This window comes from Parabacteroides massiliensis, from assembly GCF_900155425.1.
GTDB lineage: Bacteria > Bacteroidota > Bacteroidia > Bacteroidales > Tannerellaceae > Parabacteroides > Parabacteroides massiliensis.
Genome location: NZ_LT700189.1, coordinates 13071 through 35253, shown reverse-complemented (window position 1 = coordinate 35253; position 22183 = coordinate 13071). Strand labels below are relative to the sequence as shown.

Here is a 22183-nt window from a genome sequence, read left to right as displayed (position 1 = left end):
AGATGATTTTTGTGAAATATCAAAATGTCATGCATATTTGCCTTAGTAATGTCAAAGGAATGTATGACTCTACTTAATCTACAGACCGCATGGAGTTTATATCCGTAATAATACACCCCTTGTGATGCGCAGTATCCAATTGACGGAGCTTTCTCAAAATCCTTCTTTCCCATACGGCAACGCTTGGAACGAGCTAAACGACATACTTCTATCGGCTTCGAATCAATGCAGAAATAATCTTCGCCTCCATCCATTTCTGCTGCCATTCTTTCCCGGATTACATTACATAGGGACGAAGTAATTTTACGTCTGTCATTGTATTGTCTGGGGGATATAAGATTGGGAATTTCATTCCTATATTCTTGTAGCTTTGCAAACAACAATGACTCACTGTTTATACCAACAGCCTCTGATGTCATGTTCAATGCCACTATTTCAAGGTCTGAGAATCAGGGAACCACTCCTTTTCTTGGTACATTCCCTGATTCATTGACTAAATTGCCGGCTACTTGCTTGCATATGTTCAGAATTTTTGCGAATATTGCATATAGGTTGTGTATACGATATTTGGCTATTAAAAGTTTAGTCGCCTTTAATTTGCTAAATATCAATAATATGCACAACTTTTTATTCATAATTCTTTTATAAATTTAATTTCGCCAACAGGTTTAGTTAAAGTTCTAAATCATTTACATTAAGGATTGAATTAGAAAACGTAATCATGAACGAAGATAACAAAATCATACTCTATCAAGACGATAACGAAATAACCCGTGTTTCGGTGCGTTTCGCTGATGAAGATTTGTGGCTGACACAAAATCAGTTGGCAGATATTTATTGTACTACACAACAGAATATTAGTCAGCATGTAGATAACATCTATAAGGATGGAGAACTGACCATGGAAGCAACCAACAAGAAATTCTTGTTAGTTCGTCAGGAGGGAAATCGTCAAGTAAAACGTAACATTGACCACTATAATCTTGATATGATCATCGCCTTGGGCTATCGTGTCCAGTCTCAAGTGGCAACTCGTTTCCGCCGATGGGCAACACAACGGCTTCATGAGTATATCCAAAAAGGATTCGCGATGGATGATGAACGTTTAAAGCAAGGAGGTAACCGTTATTTCCGTGAGTTGCTGCAACGCATTAGGGATATTCGTAGTAGCGAACGCAACTTCTATCAGCAAGTCACTGATATTTATGCTACGGCTACGGATTATGACCCACGCGACAGTATGACAAAGATGTTCTTCGCCACCGTACAGAACAAACTGCATTATGCTGTTCATGAAAATACTGCGGCAGAAGTGATATACAATCGTGTGGACAACGAGAAGCCGTTTGTGGGTATGACGAACTTCAAGGGAAACTATGTGACCAAAGATGATGTAAAGATTGCCAAGAACTATTTGTCCGAGATCGAACTTCAACGTCTGAATCTGCTTGTTTCCGGTTTCTTGGACTTTGCCGAGTTCCAAGCGTTGGAAATGAATCCTATGACAATGAAAGATTGGATAGAAGCACTGGACAACCAAATTATAGCACACAAGCGAAAGGTTTTGATTGGCAAGGGAAACATCTCGCATAAACAAGCGATTGAGAAGGCAGAAAAGGAGTTTGAAATCTACCGCAAACGCGAAATGGAACTGCTTGAAAGCGATTTTGATAGAGAAATCAAAAGATTTAAAGATAAATAATTTCAGCACACACATGGTTACTATATATTTTGACAAACAACTTTTTAGTCATCTGTTCAAATCGCAAGAAGAAAAATATCTTGTTTTGCGTGAGAAAATACTGTCACATCGGGACGAGTTTATTTTCCCGTATTCAAATGCTCATTTATTCGATCTTCAGCAGGATACGACTGATATTAAGTATGATGAGATGGATTTCATACAATCTATTGTGGATGGTAATCATATTTTTTATGAATATCCTAATATTGGTGTAACAAAAGAGTCACCACGTTCCGCATTTAGTAATGTAGCAAAAGCGGATGATTTTTCTTGGCTTTACAATCTTGATTTGTCACAGATTACAGAAGAACAATGTGATGCCATTAATAATACAATAGACATAGCCATCAAAGATTTAAGAGGAGAATTGGGGTTTGATTGGTTAAAGAAAAGGACTCCAATACACTCAAAAGAACTAACAATAGATAAAGGGAATCTTATCTCATTCGTGAAGTTTGTAAAGGATAATTTTTACAAGGACCAAAATTCATATAAAAACATCAGGGATAATGCTGTCAAAAATTACAACCCAACATCAATAACTTCGGACAATGAGAATGTTTTCAACGATCAATTGAAAGCAGCCCCATTAGGATTATCTTTTATAGAAACGATTAAAGCTGTCATAAACCAATTTGGCGTTAAATCATCTGACGCGACTATTGTATATTATGTATCCTATATGCTCCTTGATTTACTTGGAGTTAGTAAAGAAACTCGAAGGAAAGTTAAGCTCCATAATATGCAAACTGACTGCATGCATAGCTTCTTTGGTGGATATTGTGATTGTTTTGTAAGTGACGATGCGGGTATACTCAAAAAAAGTAAAACGTTATATAAGCTCTTTAATATTGAAACTCAAATATATTCAATAGACGAATTTATAAAAGTATTTGATGAAGCTATAAAGAATAATCAAAAATCTGCTTCTGAATACTTTGATGAAATTTGTGGTGATTACCAACGAAGAATTGTTACAAAGACAGAAACGATTCCTCCATATACCTTGACACATTTGGGCGCATCTCACATATATTTTGGATATTTCAATTATATGTTGGAACGAACGTCAAAAGATGAAACTGTAATAATGCTTGTGAAAAATAAAAAGGCAAACCAACTTTTACTAATTCAAGAAATAGAGATTATTGTTAATAGGCTCGTATATGTTTTTAATAATTTGGGAGCAACATTCACTTTATTCAATAGAGAATTGGAAATTCCCCAAATACAGACAGGCAATTGGAATAGAATTCTAATATTAAATGATGCAGATATATGTCTAACAAAAGTCAAAGGACCCTCTATGCTTTGTTTATGGATAAAACTTAAGCAGCCTGTATCTACCCAATCGTAAAAAGCATTATCTAATATTGGAAATCCTTTACACGACCTATATTTTCTCTTTTCTCTTTTATTTCTATATTCACCATTCACGGCTCTTTCATTAAAAATAGAAGTAATGATATATTGAGTATTATATACTCATGTATTGACAAAGCGGACGGTAAAGAGATACAATATCGCCTGAAAGAGATAACTCTTGTTTCCGATAATCAATATAGTTTTGCTATAAACAAGTCATTAACTAATGATACTCTCTCGAATAAAACAGTTTTGGAATCCACACAGGCGACCGTACAAAAAGACACGTCCACAGTCATACAATCCAAAGTGTCCAACCAACCCGTTACAACTTTCGAACAAATCGTAAGCGAAATCAAAGTCACCTTACATCAAAATATAGATTCTGTTGTCCCCATAAACTTATGTGTGCTGGACAGTATGTTAAATATAGAACTGGCAAATAGAGGTATACACTCAAAAGTCTATTATTCTGAGCTGATAGACCTCAAAGAAAAGAAGATTATCAGGACTTCAAATCCGGATCCGGGAATAAAATATGCGGATGAAGAAACAGTCCTGTATGTCTATGACAAGGCTAAGCAATATGCTTACCAAGTACATATGCCATCACTTACCGGTCTCATATTAAGACAGGTGGCAGGGCTTTTGGTTTCCACTCTGCTTATAATTATTTTGTTAGGCATAGCTTTCGGATATCTAATTAAGGTTCTCATACGGCAAAAAAGTCTTGAAGAAATGAAAGATGATTTCACTAACAATATGACACACGAACTCAAAACTCCGATAGCAGTGGCTTATTCGGCTATTGATTCGTTGTTGAATTTTCATCAGGGTGAGGACAAAAAGAAAAGAACCGAATACTTTCAGATATGTCTTGACCAGCTATCCCAATTGGGTGGATTAGTGGAGCAAATTCTCTCAATGAGTATGGAAAGGCGGAAATCTCTTGCACTACAGAAAGAAAATCTTCCTCTACAAGATATAATAAACCAGCAAGTAGCTTTACACCAGCTAAAATCAGACAAACCGGCAATCTTCAAAATCCATATTGATCCTGCCGAAATGGAAGTCTATGCTGATAATGTACATCTTAGCAATGTTATAAGCAATCTGATAGACAATGGCATGAAATACTCAAAAGAAACTGCTAATATAGAAATAAACTGTTCTCAAGATGAAAGATACAGCTACATATCCTTTAAAGATTGCGGCATTGGGATTGAAGTTCAAAATGTAGAACGCATATTTGACAAATTTTATCGGGTGCCGAATGGAAATATCCACAATGTCAAAGGGTATGGACTGGGACTTTTTTATGTCAAACAAATTGTAGAAAAACATGAAGGAGAAATTTCTGTGAAAAGTACTTTGGGAAGAGGGAGTATATTCACAATAAAAATACCAAGAAAATGAAAAAAGGGAAATCTAAGGTTCTTTTGGTAGAGGACGAAAAGACATTGGCCATGATCATCAAGGATACACTTGAATATGAAGGATTCGATGTGATATGTGCCATGAATGGTGTAGAGGGATTAAAACTTTACTATACAGACAGTCCTGATGTGATCATTGCTGATATTATGATGCCGGAGATGGATGGCTTTTAGATGGTAAAGCAAATCCGGAAGGACAATCAAGCTATTCCCGTATTATTTCTCACAGCACGCTCTTCTATCGAGGATTTGGTGCACGGATTTAATTTAGGGGGAAATGATTACCTCAAAAAGCCATTCAAAATGCTGGAACTGGTAGTTAGGGTCCTTCATGTTTTTATCTGTAAGTTACGTAAAAAACTTTCCTGCGATGAAAGAATCAGGATCATTAATATAAGAGGTATCGGGTATAAACTGATTTTGAAACAAGAATAAATTTTACAATATCCCCCGTTTTTTCTATTTCAGTTGGAAAGCCGGATGTTTTCGGATTGACTTTTGTACACCGAAACAGTGCTTCTCGTGGCATACAGGCTAACGGTCCGCTTGAAAGATGAAAAAAAGCCGACTGTTTGTCAATCTTTTTGCCGGAATTTTCGACATTCCGACAAAGCTAAACTTCCGGAGAATCGAATATCCGGGAAAACAAGAGGGAGAGTGAGGGAATACAAAAAGAAACCGGAGGGCATTTTCAAGGATTCCGGCAACTTGTTTCCGTGACGACCGTCTTCATCGCCGTAAGGATGGACTTCATCGCTCCAGAGTGCCGACTTCCTCCCATACAAAGACGGTCGTCATGGCAACGAAGACCGTCTTCGAGGGAAAAAACTGCGCACCTCACGGGAACAACCTTTTTCCAACCTCCTTTTACACCCAAAAACAGACCTCTGAAAACCGTCTATTCAAACTCAGATTTTGTAATTTCAGCTCGTTTTTGACAATAAGGGGCCTCACCATGCATACCCATGAGCCAATCTTCAAATGGCAAAATGGAATGAGCTTTATAGATGGATTATTCAAAAAAAGGGGACAGATACATTCCGTCATTTCCGGCTTTTTCATACATTTGTTCAAAATAATTCTTGACAGGAATATACGTGAGATAGAATAGATATGAAAAAGAAAATACTGACGATCATCGTTCCGGCTGTTGTAACCCTTGTTTTCATACTACCGGCTATCGGGTTCAGTATTCTGAACTGGGGAGTATTGCCACCGGAGAAACTGACACCGCTGGTTATCGAGCAGACAAATAAGTTCATCGATGCTCATTTGGATTGCGAACGGGTGGAACTGACCTATTTCGAAACTTATCCTTATTTAGGCGTGAAGTTGACAAACGGCCACCTGATCTCGCACGCTGCCGAAGATTCGACCGCTCATAAAGATGAACTGGCGATCCCTTCCGATTCGTTGCTTGCTTTCAGCCGGGCAACTCTGTCTTTGCAACCGCTCGATTATCTTTTCGGCGGCAAGATCACCATCAAGGACCTTTCCATCGAGCGACCACGCTTCTACGGATTCGTCAACAAAAACGGACGTGCGAACTGGGATATCTACAAAAGTGAAACGGAGTCGACAGAAACTGAGACCGGTAAAAAAACTTTGCCTCCTATCGACCTGCAAAAGGTACGCATTCATGGAGGGCATTTCACGTATGACGACCGCCAGGCAGACCTCTTCACCGAGATCCGGGGGTTCTTCGTGCGCCTCGACGGCTCATTGACGGGAGGAGCCAATATGCTCGATTTCGAAACGGGCTGTTCTTCTCTTCTTTTCAGAAACCCGACTTACACACTGAAGAACGACTTGTCGCTTCGCCTCAAAAGCAGGTTGGTACTTGCCGAACACTACAATTCGATGACTTTGAAAGATGCGGAATTGATGGTAAACAATCTGCCTTTCACTGCCAACGGTGCCATACGCCACTTTCCGGAAGACCGGCGCACACGTATCGACATGGATATGGGGCTGAAAATATCGGACATGAACGATCTGTTGAAATTCATACCCGATGCATATTTCCAGAATCGCGACAAAACACTGGCGGCAGGTTCGATCCTTACGGAAGGAAGCATTCACGGTTTCTTGGGTGACAGTATCATGCCTAACGTGAACCTGTGCTGCAAGATAAAAAACGGCTCCTACCACATCAAAGGGATCAAGCAAGGTCTCGACTCACTGGAGATGGATCTGGACATCCATCTGAACGGACCTTCTCCGGATTCTTCTTTCGTCTCGCTCGAACAGCTCACGATGAAAGGGCTCGGCACTTCGTTGGATATGCAGGCAAAAGTGACCAATCTGTTCGAGAACCCGGCTGTTCGGGCGGGGATGAAAGGGAAGGTGGATTTCACCCGATTGGGACAGGAATTCCTTAATCCGGACACACTGCTGCTGGAAGGCATAATGGATGCAGACCTTTCGACCTCCTTTACCGTGGAAGACCTTGTCGAAAGCCGGTTCGGAATGATACACTGTTCGGGAAAACTCAATATAGACAAACTGAAAGCATTCAGCCAACCGCTCGGCATGGATATTTTCGTTTCCGCCGCCCATCTGGCAGTCGACACGACACATCAGAAAAGCCTCTACATAGAATCGCCCAACCTGATGCGGATAACGATGGGGATAGATAGTCTGAACATTAAATATAAAGATGAAATCAGCACGAACATCGGTAAAATGGAGATGCTTGTGCAGACCTCGCCTGTCATCGACACAACTGCCGTCATACCGCTGACCGGACGATTGGCTTTCGACCATCTGAGAACCCGCACGGCCGATTCCGTCTGGATCGTGGCCGGGCGTACCGAACTGAAAGGGGGCATCAAGCCGTCGGTATCCGACAAGCAGATGCCGACAGCCGCTGCCGTCATTTCGATCGACACGCTGAAATATATCAGCGCCCCTCTACGGACAGGAGTCTCACTGACGGAAAGTTCATTTACGATCGAAGCTCTCCCCTACCAGGACGCACGACGCCCCCATATGGCCAACCGGCTGCGGCGCCGCATACCGACCGACGAACAACGCACACGCTCCAACCATTTCCTACACAAATGGGAAGCCCGGGGCAGCATCTCCTTCAAACAAATGCGAGGGTTCAGCCGTCTGTTCCCGCTCCCGATGTGGATGGAGCCGACAACGATGACATTCAACACAAACGACATCACGCTGACAGACGCCCGCCTGCATCTCGGCAAAAGCAACTTTACCCTTAACGGCGAGATCAGCCATATCCGAAGGGCAATGCTCCGCGGAGGAAAATTGAAAGGGAATTTCAATCTAAGTTCGGACTATATCGATTGCAACCAGTTGATGCAGTCGATCAACAGCGGTATGCAATATGCAGAAAATTCGAACCAGCCGGCACTCAGTGACGAGAACTTAGCTCATCTCAACGCTGAATCGCTGCAAGACAGCCTCGCCCAAACGAAAATCGACACGACCAGCCAATTATTTGTTCTCCCGGCTTTTCTCGACATGGCTCTCCATACGAACGCAAAGCGCATTGATTTCAAGGATCTAAAGTTAGAGAATGTGACTGGTGAGATTGTCCTGCGCGATCAGAGCATCAACCTGAGCAAGCTCGATATACAATCCAATATGGGAAAAGGAAACCTGACAATGGTCTACCGTGCCAAGAACGGACAGGAGGCAACCGCCGGTTTAGACCTCGACATGGAAGACGTGAAGGTGGAGAGATTGATCGCCCTCTTCCCTTCGATCGACACATTAGTTCCGATGCTTCGTTCGTTCGAAGGAGTCTTGGACTGCCAGATCACGGCTACTTGCAAGATGGATTCGACCATGTCTCTCATTATGCCGTCCATCAATTCTTCCTGCTATCTGCACGGGAACAATATGGTACTGCTGGACGGAGAGACATTTACCGAAATATCCAAAACGCTGATGTTCAAAAACAAGAAACGGAATATGATAGACAGTATTTCCGTGGATCTCGCCATTCAGGACAATAAGATCGAAGTCTTTCCTTTCCTGGTGGAGATGGACCGTTACAAGGTGGCTGTCGGAGGAACACATAATTTGGACATGACGTTCAATTATCATCTATCGGTTCTCAAATCGCCTGTTCCTTTCAAGTTGGGAATCGACATCACCGGCAATCCGGATGATTTCAAATACAAGATAACGAAATGTAAATACAAGGATATATTCAAACCGGCCAAGCAGGCGGAACTCGACAGCACACGCAAGAACATCAGGAAAGATATACGCGATGCCGTACGCAAACAGCTCAGGGAAGCGGCACCGGAATTAGGAGAAAAAACAGCTTTGGCTAAGGCTGCGGAAGAAAGGGAACCTTAACGGTTCCCGTACATCTGCTCGTAATATTTCATATAGTCTCCTCCCGTGATGTCTTCCACCCATTTCTGGTTGTCCAGATACCAGCGGATCGTTTTGACGATACCGGTTTCGAAAGAAGTTTCGGGCGTCCAGCCCAGTTCGTTCGTGATCTTTGTCGGATCGATGGCATAACGCTGGTCATGCCCCAAACGGTCTTTTACAAAAGTAATCAGGCTGTCGTTGATCCAGTCGATGGAAATCTGCCCGTCCGCACCGATCTCTTTTTTCTTCAGAACCCGGCGGTATTCGGGTTGTTCCGTCATCAGCCGGCGGATGGTACTGATTGTCAGCTTCACGATCTCGATGTTCTGCTTCTCGTTATGGCCTCCTACGTTATAGACCTCCCCAGCCCGTCCCTTATGGATCACCAGGTCTATAGCCTTGCAGTGGTCTTCGACATACAGCCAGTCGCGCACATTCGTCCCATCGCCATAAACCGGAAGCGATTTGCCTTCGAGGATATTCTTAATAATCAGGGGTATCAGCTTTTCCGGAAAATGATACGGCCCGTAGTTGTTGGAACAGCGGGTGATGCTGACCGGCATCTTGTAGGTTTCGGAGTAAGCCTGCACAAACAGGTCGGCACTCGTTTTGGACGCACTATACGGGCTGCGCGGATCCAGCGGAGTCGTTTCATGGAAATAGCCTTCAGCCCCCAGGCTGCCATACACCTCGTCGGTTGAAACCTGGTGGAAACGGACTCCCTCGCGCCATTCGGGATAGCCGGTTGCCGCCTTGCCTGTCACCCAGGCTTTACGGGCGGAATCGAGCAGGTTTTGCGTACCCAATATATTCGTAACCAAGAAAAGCTGCGGATTCTCGATACTACGATCCACATGGCTTTCCGCTGCAAAATTAACGACATAATCGAACTGGTATTTGGCAAAGAGCTCGTCCGTCAACGCGCGGTCGCAAATATCACCTTTCACAAACTCGCAACGCTTTCCGTCGATATCTTCGGCAATCGTTCCGAGATTACCTGCATAGGTCAGCAGATCCAGAACAACAATCTTTATTTCAGGATATTTTGCCAACATATATTTAATGAAGTTCGCGCCGATAAAGCCGGCGGCTCCGGTAACCAAATAAGTCTTCATGTTTATGATTTATGATTTTAGATTTATAATTCGAAATTCAATTCGGCATCCTGCAACAAGGGGGCGTTCTTGTCTTTATCCGACAAGTTGAGGATAGACGGATCCTGTATCTTCCAATCCACACCGACCACCGGATCATCAAAACGCAATCCGCGTTCATGGGTAGGCATATAGGGATTATCGACCTTATAAGTAAAAACTGCCTCCTCGCTCAAGACATGAAAACCGTGGGCGAATCCCTGCGGAATAAAAAACTGGCGTTTGTTCTCGTCCGACAACTCAACGGCGACATATTTCCCGAATGTCGGAGAGCCTTTGCGCAGATCGACGGCCACATCCAAAACACATCCTTTTATCACACGCACCAACTTGGACTGCGAATAAGGAGCCAATTGGTAATGCAACCCACGCAACACACCTTTCGACGAACAAGACTCGTTGTCCTGCACAAACTCTACTTTGCCGATATGTTCTTCAAACTCCGCCTTTTTCCAAGCCTCCATAAAGTAACCGCGTGCATCTTTAAAAACTTTCGGTTCAATGATCCACACGCCGGGAATTTCAGTTTCAATGTATGTCATTATCTTATTGTTTACGCTAACAGATGACAAAGTAACTTCTTTTTCCTTACTTCTCCAAGCCTCCCTGAAAACAAAAAGGGAGAAAAAGATTTGCATATTCCAAATATATTCTCTTTCTTTGCACTCGCTAAACCGGAATGGTTATTTTGAAAACATATTGGTTCCTTGGATGAGTGGCTTAGTCAGCGGTCTGCAAAACCGTTCACGGCGGTTCGAATCCGCCAGGAACCTCTTGGTAATTGAAAATTCAAAATTGAGAATTGAAAATTACTTCTTACTATTTTATTTCGGTTCCTTGGATGAGTGGCTTAGTCAGCGGTCTGCAAAACCGTTCACGGCGGTTCGAATCCGCCAGGAACCTCCAAAAACAAGAAAGGATTAGAAAGATAATTTCTAATCCTTTCTTGTTTTTCAAGCAGATAACGCCTTTGCGGTAGAAGATTAACCCTGTTCAACTTTGCTTTACCTGTTTTTTTGTTTTACACATACAATTCGTGGAATTATGTTTTGCTATATGGAATTTTATATATACCTTTGTGATAAATATCATGCCGATGAAGATTATCAAGAAAAAGCCACTTGTTGATTTCTACGAGAAACATGCAGATGCAAAGACTCCATTGGAGGAATGGCACTCAAAAACTAAAAAAGCAGATTGGAACAACTTTAGTGATTTTCATTGATGGAAACAAACGTACCTCCCGAATGGTGGAAAGCATTACTTCCTAAAATAAGCAAGTAGAACGAATTAAAGAAATAGAATGACCATGAGTGAAGCGATAAAGAAACTTCTGAAAGAAGTGGATGCTCTCAAAGAACAGCTATCCATTTTGCGTCCACTGCCCGAAGAAGCCCTGAGGAAGATTCAGGATGCTTTGGATATTGAATACACCTACGAAAGTAACCGTATAGAAGGCAATACGCTTACTTTACAGGAAACCGCTCTTGTGGTAAACGAAGGTGTTACCATTTCAGGGAAGTCCATGCGTGAACACTTAGAAGCTATCAATCATACCGAAGCCATCAGTTATATTAAAGATATTGCCAAGCAGGACATTGAGATAAGCGAACGTACCATCAAAGAGATACACGCTCTTATTCTTCATGGGATAGACCGGGAAAATGCCGGAAGGTATCGTACTGTTCCTGTTATGATTTCAGGTAGCGCGCATATGCCACCGCAACCGTATCTCATAGAGAAGCAAATGGAGGACTTTATGATTCGGTTTAAGCAAATGGAGAAAGAAATGGTACATCCTGTTCTTGTTGCCGCCTATCTGCATGGTGAACTGGTGCGGATTCATCCGTTCATAGATGGCAATGGGCGCACTTCTCGCCTTTTGATGAACTTGTATCTTCTTCGTAACGGTTACGTTATTATCACCTTGAAAGGTAGCAATGATGAAAAGGTAAACTATTACATGGCATTAGAGAAGTCACACACAGAACATCTGCCGGAAGATTTTCAGAAGCTGGTTGTTGAAGCGGAGATAGCTGCTTTGAGGAAGTACTTGTCTATCATGGCTTAGACGCACTTCATAAGAAGAAATAGAATAAATCTTTCCGTTTTTTCTTTGCAAATCAAAATTATCAGTTTATCTCTGTGCTTATTAATAAACGATTTAAACAGAATATTTGTTTTACAGTAGCGGAACTAAGAATATTCTAATTAATTGAGAATAAAGAGATTATATTGACAGATTTTAAACCGCCAGGAACCTCAATTAACCGAAAGGCTTCAGTCGAAAGACTGAGGCCTTTCGGCATTTATATATATCAATCATTTACGCAAAATCGGAATAGCGTGGTATTATGGCGAGATATTGCGTGACCGCCGGAAAGAACTAAAGATTACCCAGCAAGAGTTAGCCGAAAAGGTCGGCACAGCAAGGAGTTATATTGCTCGTGCTTTGGGGATTGAGTTTACTCCTACCTTTTTATGAAACAGGAAATTATTCTCCGTATGCCAATTATTCCTGAATAAACAAAAATGCTATAATAGCCATTGGACATGCAATAGCTATTATAGCAATAAAAATGAGAGCTTTCTCCCTGGGTTGAGTTTTTATCGTGTCGTTGAGCCAGGGAAATGCGTTTATTTATAAATCCTGGCAGCCCAACCGCCACCGGGAGCCATCTTCACCTTTACCTTGCGATCGGCGGGAACAGGAATGACCTCCTTCTTATAATCGCAGGCGGCACGATCGGCATTGATACCGTCTTTGAACAATTCCAGCTTATAGTCGCCGTCGCCCAAGAAAGACAAGTCAAGCTCCATCTCACGGGCATCCCAATTCGTCAAAGCGCCGACATACCAGTTATCACCGTGAAGGCGGGCAATGGCTACAAACTCACCTACTTTACCATCCAGAGCAACCGTCTTCTCCCATACAGTCGGGATGTTGGCAATAAATTCCGTACATTCGGGTTCCCGGTTATAGTTGGAAGGGTTATCACACAACATGTTCAGCGGAGACTCGAAGATCACATAAGTAGCCAGCTGGTGGCAACACGTTCCCTGGCTCATCGGTTCGGTATAGACCGGAGCATAATTCCTGCGGATCGCATTGCGCATGGCACCCTGTGTATAATCCATCGGACCGGCAACCATACGGACAAAAGGAATCGTCACGTCGTATAGCGGCATATCGTAGGTGTTGGCCGCCCACTTCATGTTTTCCAAGCCATGAACGCCTTCGTAGTTGATCACGTTCGGATAAGTGCGTTGCAAACCTGTCGGCTTGCAGATGCCATGATAATCGACCAGCATCTTGTATTTCGCACAAGTTTCGGCACCTCTGTAGAGGAAGTCGATGATCTCCTGGTCATCGCGGTCCATAAAGTCTACCTTAAATCCCTTCACTCCCATCTCGGAATAATGTTTCACCACCTTTTCCATATCCCGGTCGAATGCATGGTAGCCGGCCCAGAGGATGATACCGACATTCTTGGATTTACCATAATCCACCAGTTCGGGAATATTGATTTCCGGGATAACCTGCATCAGGTCGGCAGCCATATTGACAGACCAGCCTTCGTCGAGAATCACATATTCGATACCATGTTCGGCAGCAAAGTCGATATAATATTTATAGGTTTCATTGTTGATGCCGGCACGGAAATCCACGCCATAGATATTCCAGTCATTCCACCAGTCCCATGCAACCTTGCCCGGTTTCACCCATGAAACATCTTGCAGGCGGCAGGGAGAAGCCAGACGATACACCATATCGCAATCCGCCAACTGCTTGTCATTCTCGGAAACAACAAACACACGCCACGGGAAAGCACGCGTACCGTTTGTCTTGGCAATATAGTCTTCGCGTTCTTCCACCAACATCTGCAGATTGTTGTGGCCGCCTTGCTTTTTCACTTTCGGGCAAGGAGCGAACACAGGTTTCAACATCGGTTTGTCTGTCGAATTATTCAGGAACATACCGGGATAATCTTCCAGGTCCGCCTCAGTGATACAAAGTTTCTTGCCGCCATCCAGTTCAACCAAGAACGGAAGGATCATCAGACGTTTGCTGTTCAACTTCGTGATCGGTTCGTGTACATAAGGCTGCTCGAATGAATTCATGAATTGCTCCTCGAAAGTAGCCTTCTTGCTGTTCACATAAGGAGCAAAAGCCGTATGGTCGGAAGAGAAATTATAACCGGCCTCTTCATTCACCACGATGATATCATTCTTCATCTTTGTCGTGAAACGATAGGCCAGGCCGTCATTATACATACGGAAAACAAGACCGTAATTACCCCGGAACGAGAGTGTCATTTCATTATAAACATCCTGCACTTCTGCTTTTTTATAAATAGGAGAAGGAATCACTTTATCGACTGCCGCTTTCAGCACTTTCGAAACTTTGGGGTCTGCCCCCAAGACGACTCCATTCTGCAATGTCATGGATATCGGAGAGGCGGCAAGCACTTCGGTCCCATCGTGTGTAAACGAAAAACGGATATCGTCGCCTACCGTAACAACTGCTTGCAGTTTTTTGTCAGGCGATTGCAACTGATAGTTTTTCTGTGCCGCCAGCGACACGCTTCCCATCAGGAAGAATGCAATAAGAGCTTTTATTTTCATGGCTTTCAAATTTTGTTATTGTGCAACAAATATACTGGATTTACTAATAAATGATTTTGCAAAATTGTCTTATCTTTGTTGATATTGTATCATAATACGGTTATTAAAGAGATAATATCCATGAAAAAGCTTATTTATTTACTGTTTTGTTGCCTGTTTTTCCTTTCGGCCTCAGCCCAATGGAAATGGCACAACCCGATGGAAGCCGGTTTTCCGGTTATCCAAAACCAAGGATTCATTAAAGAGATCGGAAACTCTTACACACGCCTGCCCGAACGGGCAAAAGGCCAGGTGAGCGAAGCTGTATGGAACCTGTCACGACATTCGGCAGGACTCGCCATTCATTTCTACAGCGACGCACCGCAGATCAAAGTCCGCTATGCCGTTACCGGCAGCCTGAATATGCCGCATATGCCTTCGACCGGAGTGTCGGGTGTCGACCTCTACAGCATAAACAGCGACGGGGAATGGCATTTTTGTTTCGGCAATTATTCATTCAAAGACACGGTCACCTATACATATAATAATATAGGCAAAGACCGCTACCACAAAAAAGGCTTCGAATACCGGCTCTATCTGCCTCTGTACAACGGAGTGAAATGGCTGGAAATAGGTACGCCTGAAGAGGCAAAACTCGAGTTCATCCCCGTTTCACCCGAAAAGCCGATTGTCTTGTACGGGACTTCTATCGCACAAGGAGCCTGCGCCTCCCGCCCGGCAATGGCCTGGGGAACAATCCTCCAACGTTCGCTGGACTATCCGCTCATAAACCTCGGTTTTTCCGGTAACGGCAAATTGGCGAAAGAAGTTTTGCAATTTATCAATGAGACGGATGCCCGGTTGTACATACTGGATTGCATGCCGAACCTGCCCAATCAGAAAGAAGAAGAGGTGACCGCCCTGGCAATCGCCGCCGTCAAGCAACTCCGCGAAAAACACTCGGCGCCTATCCTGCTGATCGAACACGACGGATACAGCAACATGCATACAGACACCATAAAGCACAAAGAAATCGAGCAGGTGAACCGTGCCTCCCGCAAGGCCTACGAACAGATCCAGTCCGAAGGAATCAAAGATGTATATTATCTGACACGCGAAGAACTGGACATGCCTGCCGACGGTTGGGTAGACTATGTGCATCCGTCCGACTTCGGGATGAAGCAACAAGCGGCTGTCGTTGAAAGAAAGGTTCGGGAAATCCTGCATATTCCTGTTGGCTCCATGCCGACAACCATCCCCGTCACCCAACGCCGGGAACCGCACATGTACGAATGGCGCACACGTCACCGCGCTTTCCTGGAGCAGGTACGCAACCATCCGCCTAAAGCCGTAATCTTAGGCAACTCGATCACCCACTATTGGGGTGGCGAACCGGAACATCGCAACAAGAACGGACGGGAGACATGGGAAAAAGTCATGCGCCCTGCCGGTTTCCAGAACTTAGGTTGCGGATGGGACCGCATCGAAAATGTGCTCTGGCGCGTATATCATGGCGAACTGGATGGCTATAAAGCCGAAAAAGTCGTTTTGATGATCGGCACGAACAACTGCGGCCTGAACAGCGACAAAGAGATCGTCGAGGGCCTTCGCTTCCTCCTTTCCGCCATTCGCCAGCGGCAACCGGAAGCCAGCATCAAAGTGATCGGCATCCTTCCCCGCCGCAATCAGGAACAATGGGTAAGGAACATCAACGTCGACATTAAAGAGATGGTAGAAACCGAAGGCTACGAATTTGCCAATCCGGGAACAGCCTTATTGCAGCAAGACGGCAAAATAGACGAAAGCCTGTTTATCGGCGACGGCCTCCATCCGAACAACAAGGGGTATGAATTGATTGCCGGAGAGATTTCTTCCGGCAACCCGAAGAATGGCGAAACATTCATTTCCGCTCAAGGACAGTAAACACGCAATCCGTCGTAGGCCAGATGAACATGAGGCGGCAACTCCTTCTCCACCACCGCATGCAATCCGATACGGTGGCTCATGTGGATCAGATATGTTTCCTTCGGCCTTATCCGTCCGACATTGACAAGGGCCTCTTCCAGCGATTCATGCGTAGGATGAGGCCCTCGCCGAAGGGCGGTCAGGATCAGCACGTCCAAACCTTCGAGTTTGGCATATTCTTCTTCCGGAAGATACTTCACATCTGTCAGGTAAGCCATATTCCCGATACGGTAACCTAAGATCGGCAGTTTCCCGTGCATCACCCTAACCGGCGTAACCTGGATCCCGGCAACCACAAAAGGCTCGTTCCCAATCCGGTGAAGTTCCAGGTTCGGAACTCCGGGATATTTCTGGGCACGGAACACATAAGGGATACGCGTCTCGATAGCTTCCGCCACATTATCTTCCGCATACACGTCCACTCCCTTTTCGCGGCAAAAAGGACGCAGATCGTCCAACCCGCCGACATGATCGTAATGTTCGTGCGAAATCAAGACCGCATCCAGGTGATACGTCTTGTTGCGGATCATCTGCCAACGAAAATCCGGGCCGCAATCCAGCAGAAACTGTTTACCATCCGTTTCCACCAGCACGGATGTACGCAGACGCCAATCCCGCTTATCCGAACTGGTACACACCTCACACTGACAACCTATTTCGGGAACTCCGGTTGAAGTTCCCGTTCCTAAAAACGAAATTTCCATTTATCCTACATATTTCACCTCAGGCATAATCTCGATGCCGAACCGGTCGTGGACGGCCGTACGGATACTTTCGGCAACCAATGCGATCTCATGCCCTTTGGCTTCACCTAAATTAATCAATACCAACGCCTGCTTTTCATATACGCCGACCGCACCATGCGACTTGCCTTTAAAACCGCACTGCTCGATCAACCAGCCTGCCGGCACTTTCACCTTCCCCTCTCCCGCCGGGTAAGACGGCATGTCCGGATGCTGCTCTTTCAGCTTTTCGTAACGGGCAACCGGAATAACCGGGTTCATAAAGAAACTTCCGGCATTTCCCAATTTATCGGGATCAGGCAATTTCTGACGACGGATCGAAATCACGGCCTCCCGCACAGCTTGCAACGTAAGCTCCGGATATTTAGCCAGCTCCTCTTTCAAATTACCGTAATTGACGGAGAATCGAGGTTTTTTGCTCAAACGTATATATACGAAAGTAACAACATGCGGATCGTTATGTTCATTCTTGAAGAAGCTGTCCCGGTAACCATAGAGACATTCTTCATTTGTAAACGTACGTTTCTCGAACGAAAGCTGGTTATATGCCTCCACCTTCTCGACCACATCCTTGATTTCCGAACCGTACGCCCCGATATTCTGGATAGCGGCAGCACCGGTTTCGCCCGGTATGCCGGACAGGTTTTCGATTCCTCCCCACCCTTCAGACACGGCATAAGCGACCACATCGTCCCATTTCTCGGCCGCTCCGATACGAAGCAGCACCGAATCGTCCGTCTCTTCCGCGACAGAGATGCCTTTGATCTGCGAATGCAGGATAATCCCGTTAAAATCATTTATGAATAACAGATTACTGCCACTTCCGATATGCAACGACAAACATTCCTGGAAATATTCGTCCCTGAAGATCCGTCCCAGTTCTTCTTCATTCTCATATTCCATAAACCAGCGGGTCTTCACCGGAAGGTGAAAAGTATTATGTTTCTCCAGCGAGTAATTCTCTTCTATTCTCATTTTGCATCTGTTTTATTTTGCAGGACAAAAGTAACGATAAATATCAAATCAATCAGCAGGTATATAAAAAAGCCTTCCAAATATTGCTTTCAAAGGCTATTTAACATTTTTTGTTCCGTATACCGTAACAAATGTACATACATGCTGTTAAATAAGAAATGAACGTTGATTTCTTTATATGCCAAAAAAGATACAACATATCAATGAAAAGCGTACATTTGCCTTGAATATCATTAATTAATTAAAAACATTCATGAACAAATCAGATTTAATTGAGGCTCTGGCCCTAAGATCGGGATTATCAAAACAAAAAGCGAAAGGCATGCTGGAGGCTTATGTTGAGATCGTAACCGAAGCTATGTCTCACAACGAAGAGATCGTATTGATCGGTTTCGGTACATTCATACCGCGTCCGCAGACTGAGCGTTTAGCTCGTAATCCCAAGACTGGAACCCCGGTTATGATTCCAGCCAGAACAACCGTGAAATTCAAACCGGGCAAATATTTGCTGGACGCAATTAACAAACCCGGAGAAAAGAAGTGATACTTTTTTTACCTGACAAAGGAAGGCAATCTAAAAAAGGTTGCCTTCTTTTTTGCGACCTATCCAAATTATGAGTAATTTCGGCGCCGAAAAAATGACATTCTAATCATGAAAATAGTTAATCTTGGAGAATCAAACTCGGTGTTAAACCGGTTTGTCGCAGAATTGCGCGATGTCAATATACAAAAAGACAGCATGCGCTTCCGTCGTAACATCGAGCGAATCGGTGAAATTATGGCTTACGAAATCAGTAAAAATTTTACCTACAGCACAAAAGGTATTCAATCTCCCTTGGGAATCGCACCGATGAACACACCCGACGATTCTGTCGTCATCAGCACGATCCTGCGTGCCGGGCTTCCCTTCCATCAAGGTTTCCTCAGCTACCTGGACAATGCGGAAAATGCATTCGTTTCGGCTTACAGAAAATACAAGGACCGCCTGAACTTCGATATTCATATCGAATACATCGCTTCTCCCCGATTAACAGACAAGACATTGATCATAACAGACCCGATGTTGGCTACCGGCAGTTCCATGGAACTGGCCTACGAAGCGTTGCGCACCAAAGGCCACCCGGCACATATCCATGTCGCTTCCATCATTGCCAGCAAGCAAGCGATCGAATATATCAAACGTAAAATGCCGGACGAGCTCACAACCGTGTGGGTAGCGGCTGTCGACGACGAACTGGACGATCATTCTTATATCGTTCCCGGATTGGGCGACGCCGGCGATTTGTCCTACGGTGAAAAAGAATAAGGAATAAATCTAACGGGGTAAAGTAAACCAGAAACGGGACCCTTTCCCTTCCTCGGACTCTACCCCGATTTTTCCACCTATCTGTTCTATTATGCTCTTGCAGATAGAAAGCCCCAATCCTGTTCCCTGCTTGAAGCTGTTCCCCTTATAGAAGCGGTCGAACACATGTTGCTGCACTTCAGGCGACATGCCGTCTCCGGTATCCGCCACAGAGAACTCTATTTCATCCTGCCGAACTTCATAACCAAGCATGATTGCCCCCTTTCCGGTGTGCTTGATGGCATTATTGATCAAGTTGGATATGATCTGTGTCAGCCTCATCTTATCACAACGTATAATACAGGGCGGCAGGTCCGAAATCACACAAAGCGCGACTTCAGCAGGTACTTTGATACGCATCGAAACAACCAGTTCTTTACACAGTTCCCGCAGGTCGACATCGACAAACTTCAATTCGATTATGCCGGATTCTATCTTTGCCAGATCCAGCACATCGGAGATCAGTTGCAACAACAGTTCGTTGTTTTTCTGGATAATCCCGACAAACAACTTCTTTTCTTCCGGATCGTCCGTATCGACCAGCAACGTGGAGAAACCGACAATAGCATTCAGCGGAGTCCGTATCTCATGGCTCATATTGGCAAGAAATGCTGATTTCAAACGATCCAACTCCTCCGCTTTCTCGCGCATCATCTGTGTTTCCTTTAGTTCGGTGATGTCATAGTTCACACTGATCATTTCCAACTTCGCCGGGTCGGCAGAGAGCGTATTACGCATTGCATTCACACGAGTCCAACGCCAACCCTCCCCATGCCTCACTCTTAATTCTTTCCGAATGCTATCAGCCCGCCCAACCTTTACCTGCTCAAAGAAATCAAGCATAGCCTTCCGGTCTTCAGGATGGATGTGCTTATAAACACCTATGATTTCCGATAACGGCGTTCCATCCTTTTCACCCAAATTCTGATACCATTGCCCGATAGCATACCCATCATGATTTAACAAATCGAATTTAACATACCCGACTTTTGCAAAACGGCTGACCAAACTGAAGAAATGCTCAAACTCTTCGATACGGTTATAAGCGACAGCCCTATCCGTATTATCAAGATTGATAAACATATAATTAATCAAATCGCCATGTATGTCATACAACATGCTGACTTTCGTAAAAATATCGATCGTTCCTTTCTTCATTGTCGGATAAAAGCAATTGTCCTCGATCGTTTTAAATGAATAATCCATGTGAAAAGAGACCGGTTCCTTGCGAATTAGTTTTTCTCGTATTTCATCGTTTATTATCGGATTTTCAAAGATATTGATACCTAAAGCAGATTCTTTGGAGGGAAGGCCGAATATCTCGACATCCATATTATTCAGATCCTCCAGATAACCGTTCTTATCATACAGTTCGATCCCGACCGGAATATTGGTATATATGTTCCGAAGCAATTTCTCGCTATGGTCCAACGCTTCGTTGGTCCGGGCCATCTTCGTTATTATACTGATGATATTGGAAATGGACGATAGCCATTGATAGTCCTCCAAGCTCCACATGCGATATTTATCTACTATATCGATTCCCATATACCCCCAAGATTCACCTTTGATTATCAATGGGATTAATATCAGAGAACATGTTCCGCGTGCTTTCAGGTAACGTTTTTCCTCAACCGCTTCAGGAGGTAATTCATCCAGATTATTGATCAGGATCGGATATAAATTTTGAATTTTCTTTGTAGACCAAGACAATGTCGCGACCGGAATATTTTGCAGAGACGAACGGACCGGTTCAACCCCTTCATTGCACACCTCATACGTACAACCGACCAACCCTTCATCCTCATATTCCATAATATATGCACGACCTTTCGTATCGATCGAAAACAGAATCTCCGTAAGGGCCGAATGGATCGATTTATGCAAATCATTTGTCTGGATAAAGGAATACAAGGCACGCGACAAACTCCCCAAGTGCCTTAGAACACTATCGACCTGCCCGTTCACAGGCCTGTTCTCTTCCGTTTCGCTGAAAGGGATCAACTGTAAAATTCCCAATATGGTCAATTTGCCATCAGTAGCCTTTTCCCATTTGCAAATCTTTGTACGGACAAACCTATACCCATAACAAGTTTTTAGTGAAAAGATCTGTTCATATATGCCGATACCCTTAAAAAAAGCGAACTCGCTGGCAATACGGTCCCGATAGTCTTCACGGATCAACAAAAGAAAATCAGCCATAAGGATTTTCGCTCCCTTCAATTCCAGGAGACTGATCAAATAATCCGAACAAATATAACACCCTTCTTCTAAATCGGCTTTCCACCAGCCAACCTGAGCATTGTCTAATATTAATTGATACTGGTCTGCATCCATGAATATGAGTTATTTATTATCTTCCGCACAAAAGTCGTGATAATAAACCGAACCGACAAATTTTATTTCCCCTAATATTCAAGGATTTTCTACATACTATTTACCACACAAAAAAAATAGCAGCATAAGCAAATTTCTGCCTATGCTGCTATTTAACTATA

16 protein-coding genes, 2 tRNA genes and 3 pseudogenes are annotated in these 22183 nt (G+C 44.0%); 13 read left to right on the top strand and 8 right to left on the bottom strand.

Going from position 1 to position 22183, the window contains the following annotated elements; translation table 11 throughout:
- Nucleotides 1-23: 23 nt before the first annotated feature.
- A pseudogene (locus tag BQ9893_RS00135) lies at nucleotides 24-635 on the bottom strand (transposase); the annotation flags it as partial.
- Nucleotides 636-721: 86 nt separating this feature from the next.
- Between BQ9893_RS00135 and BQ9893_RS00130 the strand changes: the two are divergent.
- The 4 genes and pseudogenes from BQ9893_RS00130 (at nucleotide 722) to BQ9893_RS00115 (ending at nucleotide 4980) form a co-directional block, all read left to right on the top strand.
- Nucleotides 722-1702 carry a virulence RhuM family protein gene (locus tag BQ9893_RS00130; RefSeq protein WP_075964194.1) on the top strand — a complete coding sequence of 327 codons (981 nt, stop codon included), beginning with the start codon at nucleotides 722-724 and terminating at the stop codon, nucleotides 1700-1702.
- Nucleotides 1656-3101 (top strand): hypothetical protein, encoded by a 1446-nt coding sequence (locus tag BQ9893_RS00125; protein WP_244155010.1) that lies wholly within the window; start codon nucleotides 1656-1658, stop codon nucleotides 3099-3101. The genes BQ9893_RS00130 and BQ9893_RS00125 overlap by 47 nt, the downstream gene beginning before the upstream one ends.
- Before the next feature lie 428 nt (nucleotides 3102-3529).
- Nucleotides 3530-4525: a sensor histidine kinase gene (locus BQ9893_RS00120; protein ID WP_139322545.1), complete on the top strand. Its 996-nt coding sequence runs from the start codon at nucleotides 3530-3532 to the stop codon at nucleotides 4523-4525.
- Nucleotides 4522-4980, top strand: a pseudogene (locus BQ9893_RS00115) (response regulator transcription factor). The gene BQ9893_RS00120 and the pseudogene BQ9893_RS00115 overlap by 4 nt, the downstream one beginning before the upstream one ends.
- Before the next feature lie 256 nt (nucleotides 4981-5236).
- Here BQ9893_RS00115 and BQ9893_RS21510 read toward each other — a convergent pair.
- Nucleotides 5237-5386, bottom strand: a complete 150-nt coding sequence (locus BQ9893_RS21510) for a hypothetical protein (protein ID WP_167369813.1) — start codon at nucleotides 5384-5386, stop codon at nucleotides 5237-5239.
- A 272-nt stretch (nucleotides 5387-5658) separates the two neighbouring features.
- Between BQ9893_RS21510 and BQ9893_RS00105 the strand changes: the two genes are divergently transcribed.
- On the top strand, nucleotides 5659-8877 hold the full coding sequence (locus tag BQ9893_RS00105; protein ID WP_075964190.1) for an AsmA-like C-terminal region-containing protein: 3219 nt from the start codon (nucleotides 5659-5661) through the stop codon (nucleotides 8875-8877).
- Here BQ9893_RS00105 and rfbB read toward each other — a convergent pair.
- Complete coding sequence (gene rfbB, locus BQ9893_RS00100) at nucleotides 8874-10013, bottom strand: dTDP-glucose 4,6-dehydratase (protein ID WP_075964189.1); 1140 nt, start codon at nucleotides 10011-10013, stop codon at nucleotides 8874-8876. The genes BQ9893_RS00105 and rfbB overlap by 4 nt on opposite strands.
- A gap of 23 nt (nucleotides 10014-10036) precedes the next feature.
- Complete coding sequence (rfbC, locus tag BQ9893_RS00095) at nucleotides 10037-10594, bottom strand: dTDP-4-dehydrorhamnose 3,5-epimerase (protein ID WP_075964188.1); 558 nt, start codon at nucleotides 10592-10594, stop codon at nucleotides 10037-10039.
- A gap of 159 nt (nucleotides 10595-10753) precedes the next feature.
- Between rfbC and BQ9893_RS00090 the strand changes: the two genes are divergently transcribed.
- The 5 genes and pseudogenes from BQ9893_RS00090 to BQ9893_RS00075 form a co-directional block, all read left to right on the top strand.
- Nucleotides 10754-10825 (top strand) — tRNA-Cys (locus tag BQ9893_RS00090).
- A gap of 58 nt (nucleotides 10826-10883) precedes the next feature.
- A tRNA-Cys gene (locus tag BQ9893_RS00085) sits at nucleotides 10884-10958 on the top strand.
- A 190-nt stretch (nucleotides 10959-11148) separates the two neighbouring features.
- Nucleotides 11149-11277, top strand: coding sequence for a type II toxin-antitoxin system HigB family toxin (locus BQ9893_RS22315; RefSeq protein ID WP_262497363.1), 129 nt, complete (start codon nucleotides 11149-11151; stop codon nucleotides 11275-11277).
- An 84-nt stretch (nucleotides 11278-11361) separates the two neighbouring features.
- Nucleotides 11362-12123, top strand: a complete 762-nt coding sequence (locus BQ9893_RS00080) for a Fic family protein (RefSeq protein WP_075964187.1) — start codon at nucleotides 11362-11364, stop codon at nucleotides 12121-12123.
- Between the two features lie 270 nt (nucleotides 12124-12393).
- Nucleotides 12394-12537, top strand: a pseudogene (locus BQ9893_RS00075) (helix-turn-helix domain-containing protein); the annotation flags it as partial.
- 152 nt (nucleotides 12538-12689) lie between these two features.
- On the opposite strand, the gene BQ9893_RS00070 reads toward BQ9893_RS00075, so the two are convergent.
- Nucleotides 12690-14678 carry a glycoside hydrolase family 97 protein gene (locus BQ9893_RS00070; protein ID WP_075964186.1) on the bottom strand — a complete coding sequence of 663 codons (1989 nt, stop codon included), beginning with the start codon at nucleotides 14676-14678 and terminating at the stop codon, nucleotides 12690-12692.
- A 120-nt stretch (nucleotides 14679-14798) separates the two neighbouring features.
- On the opposite strand from BQ9893_RS00070, the gene BQ9893_RS00065 reads away from it, so the two are divergent.
- A complete protein-coding gene (locus BQ9893_RS00065; protein ID WP_075964185.1) occupies nucleotides 14799-16580 on the top strand; it encodes an SGNH/GDSL hydrolase family protein in 1782 nt (593 codons plus the stop codon).
- Here BQ9893_RS00065 and BQ9893_RS00060 read toward each other — a convergent pair.
- Together BQ9893_RS00060 and murB are read right to left on the bottom strand one after the other, a co-directional pair.
- On the bottom strand, nucleotides 16568-17326 hold the full coding sequence (locus tag BQ9893_RS00060) for an MBL fold metallo-hydrolase (RefSeq protein ID WP_075964184.1): 759 nt from the start codon (nucleotides 17324-17326) through the stop codon (nucleotides 16568-16570). The genes BQ9893_RS00065 and BQ9893_RS00060 overlap by 13 nt on opposite strands.
- Nucleotides 17327-18340, bottom strand: a complete 1014-nt coding sequence (gene murB / locus BQ9893_RS00055) for a UDP-N-acetylmuramate dehydrogenase (RefSeq protein ID WP_075964183.1) — start codon at nucleotides 18338-18340, stop codon at nucleotides 17327-17329. It abuts the gene before it with no gap.
- A 253-nt stretch (nucleotides 18341-18593) separates the two neighbouring features.
- On the opposite strand from murB, the gene BQ9893_RS00050 reads away from it, so the two are divergent.
- Together BQ9893_RS00050 and upp are read left to right on the top strand one after the other, a co-directional pair.
- Nucleotides 18594-18884, top strand: coding sequence for an HU family DNA-binding protein (locus BQ9893_RS00050; protein ID WP_075964182.1), 291 nt, complete (start codon nucleotides 18594-18596; stop codon nucleotides 18882-18884).
- A gap of 108 nt (nucleotides 18885-18992) precedes the next feature.
- A complete protein-coding gene (gene upp, locus BQ9893_RS00045; protein ID WP_075964181.1) occupies nucleotides 18993-19646 on the top strand; it encodes a uracil phosphoribosyltransferase in 654 nt (217 codons plus the stop codon).
- Between the two features lie 9 nt (nucleotides 19647-19655).
- Here upp and BQ9893_RS00040 read toward each other — a convergent pair whose 3' ends face one another.
- Nucleotides 19656-22022 (bottom strand): sensor histidine kinase, encoded by a 2367-nt coding sequence (locus BQ9893_RS00040; RefSeq protein WP_075964180.1) that lies wholly within the window; start codon nucleotides 22020-22022, stop codon nucleotides 19656-19658.
- Between the last annotated feature and the right edge of the window lie 161 nt (nucleotides 22023-22183).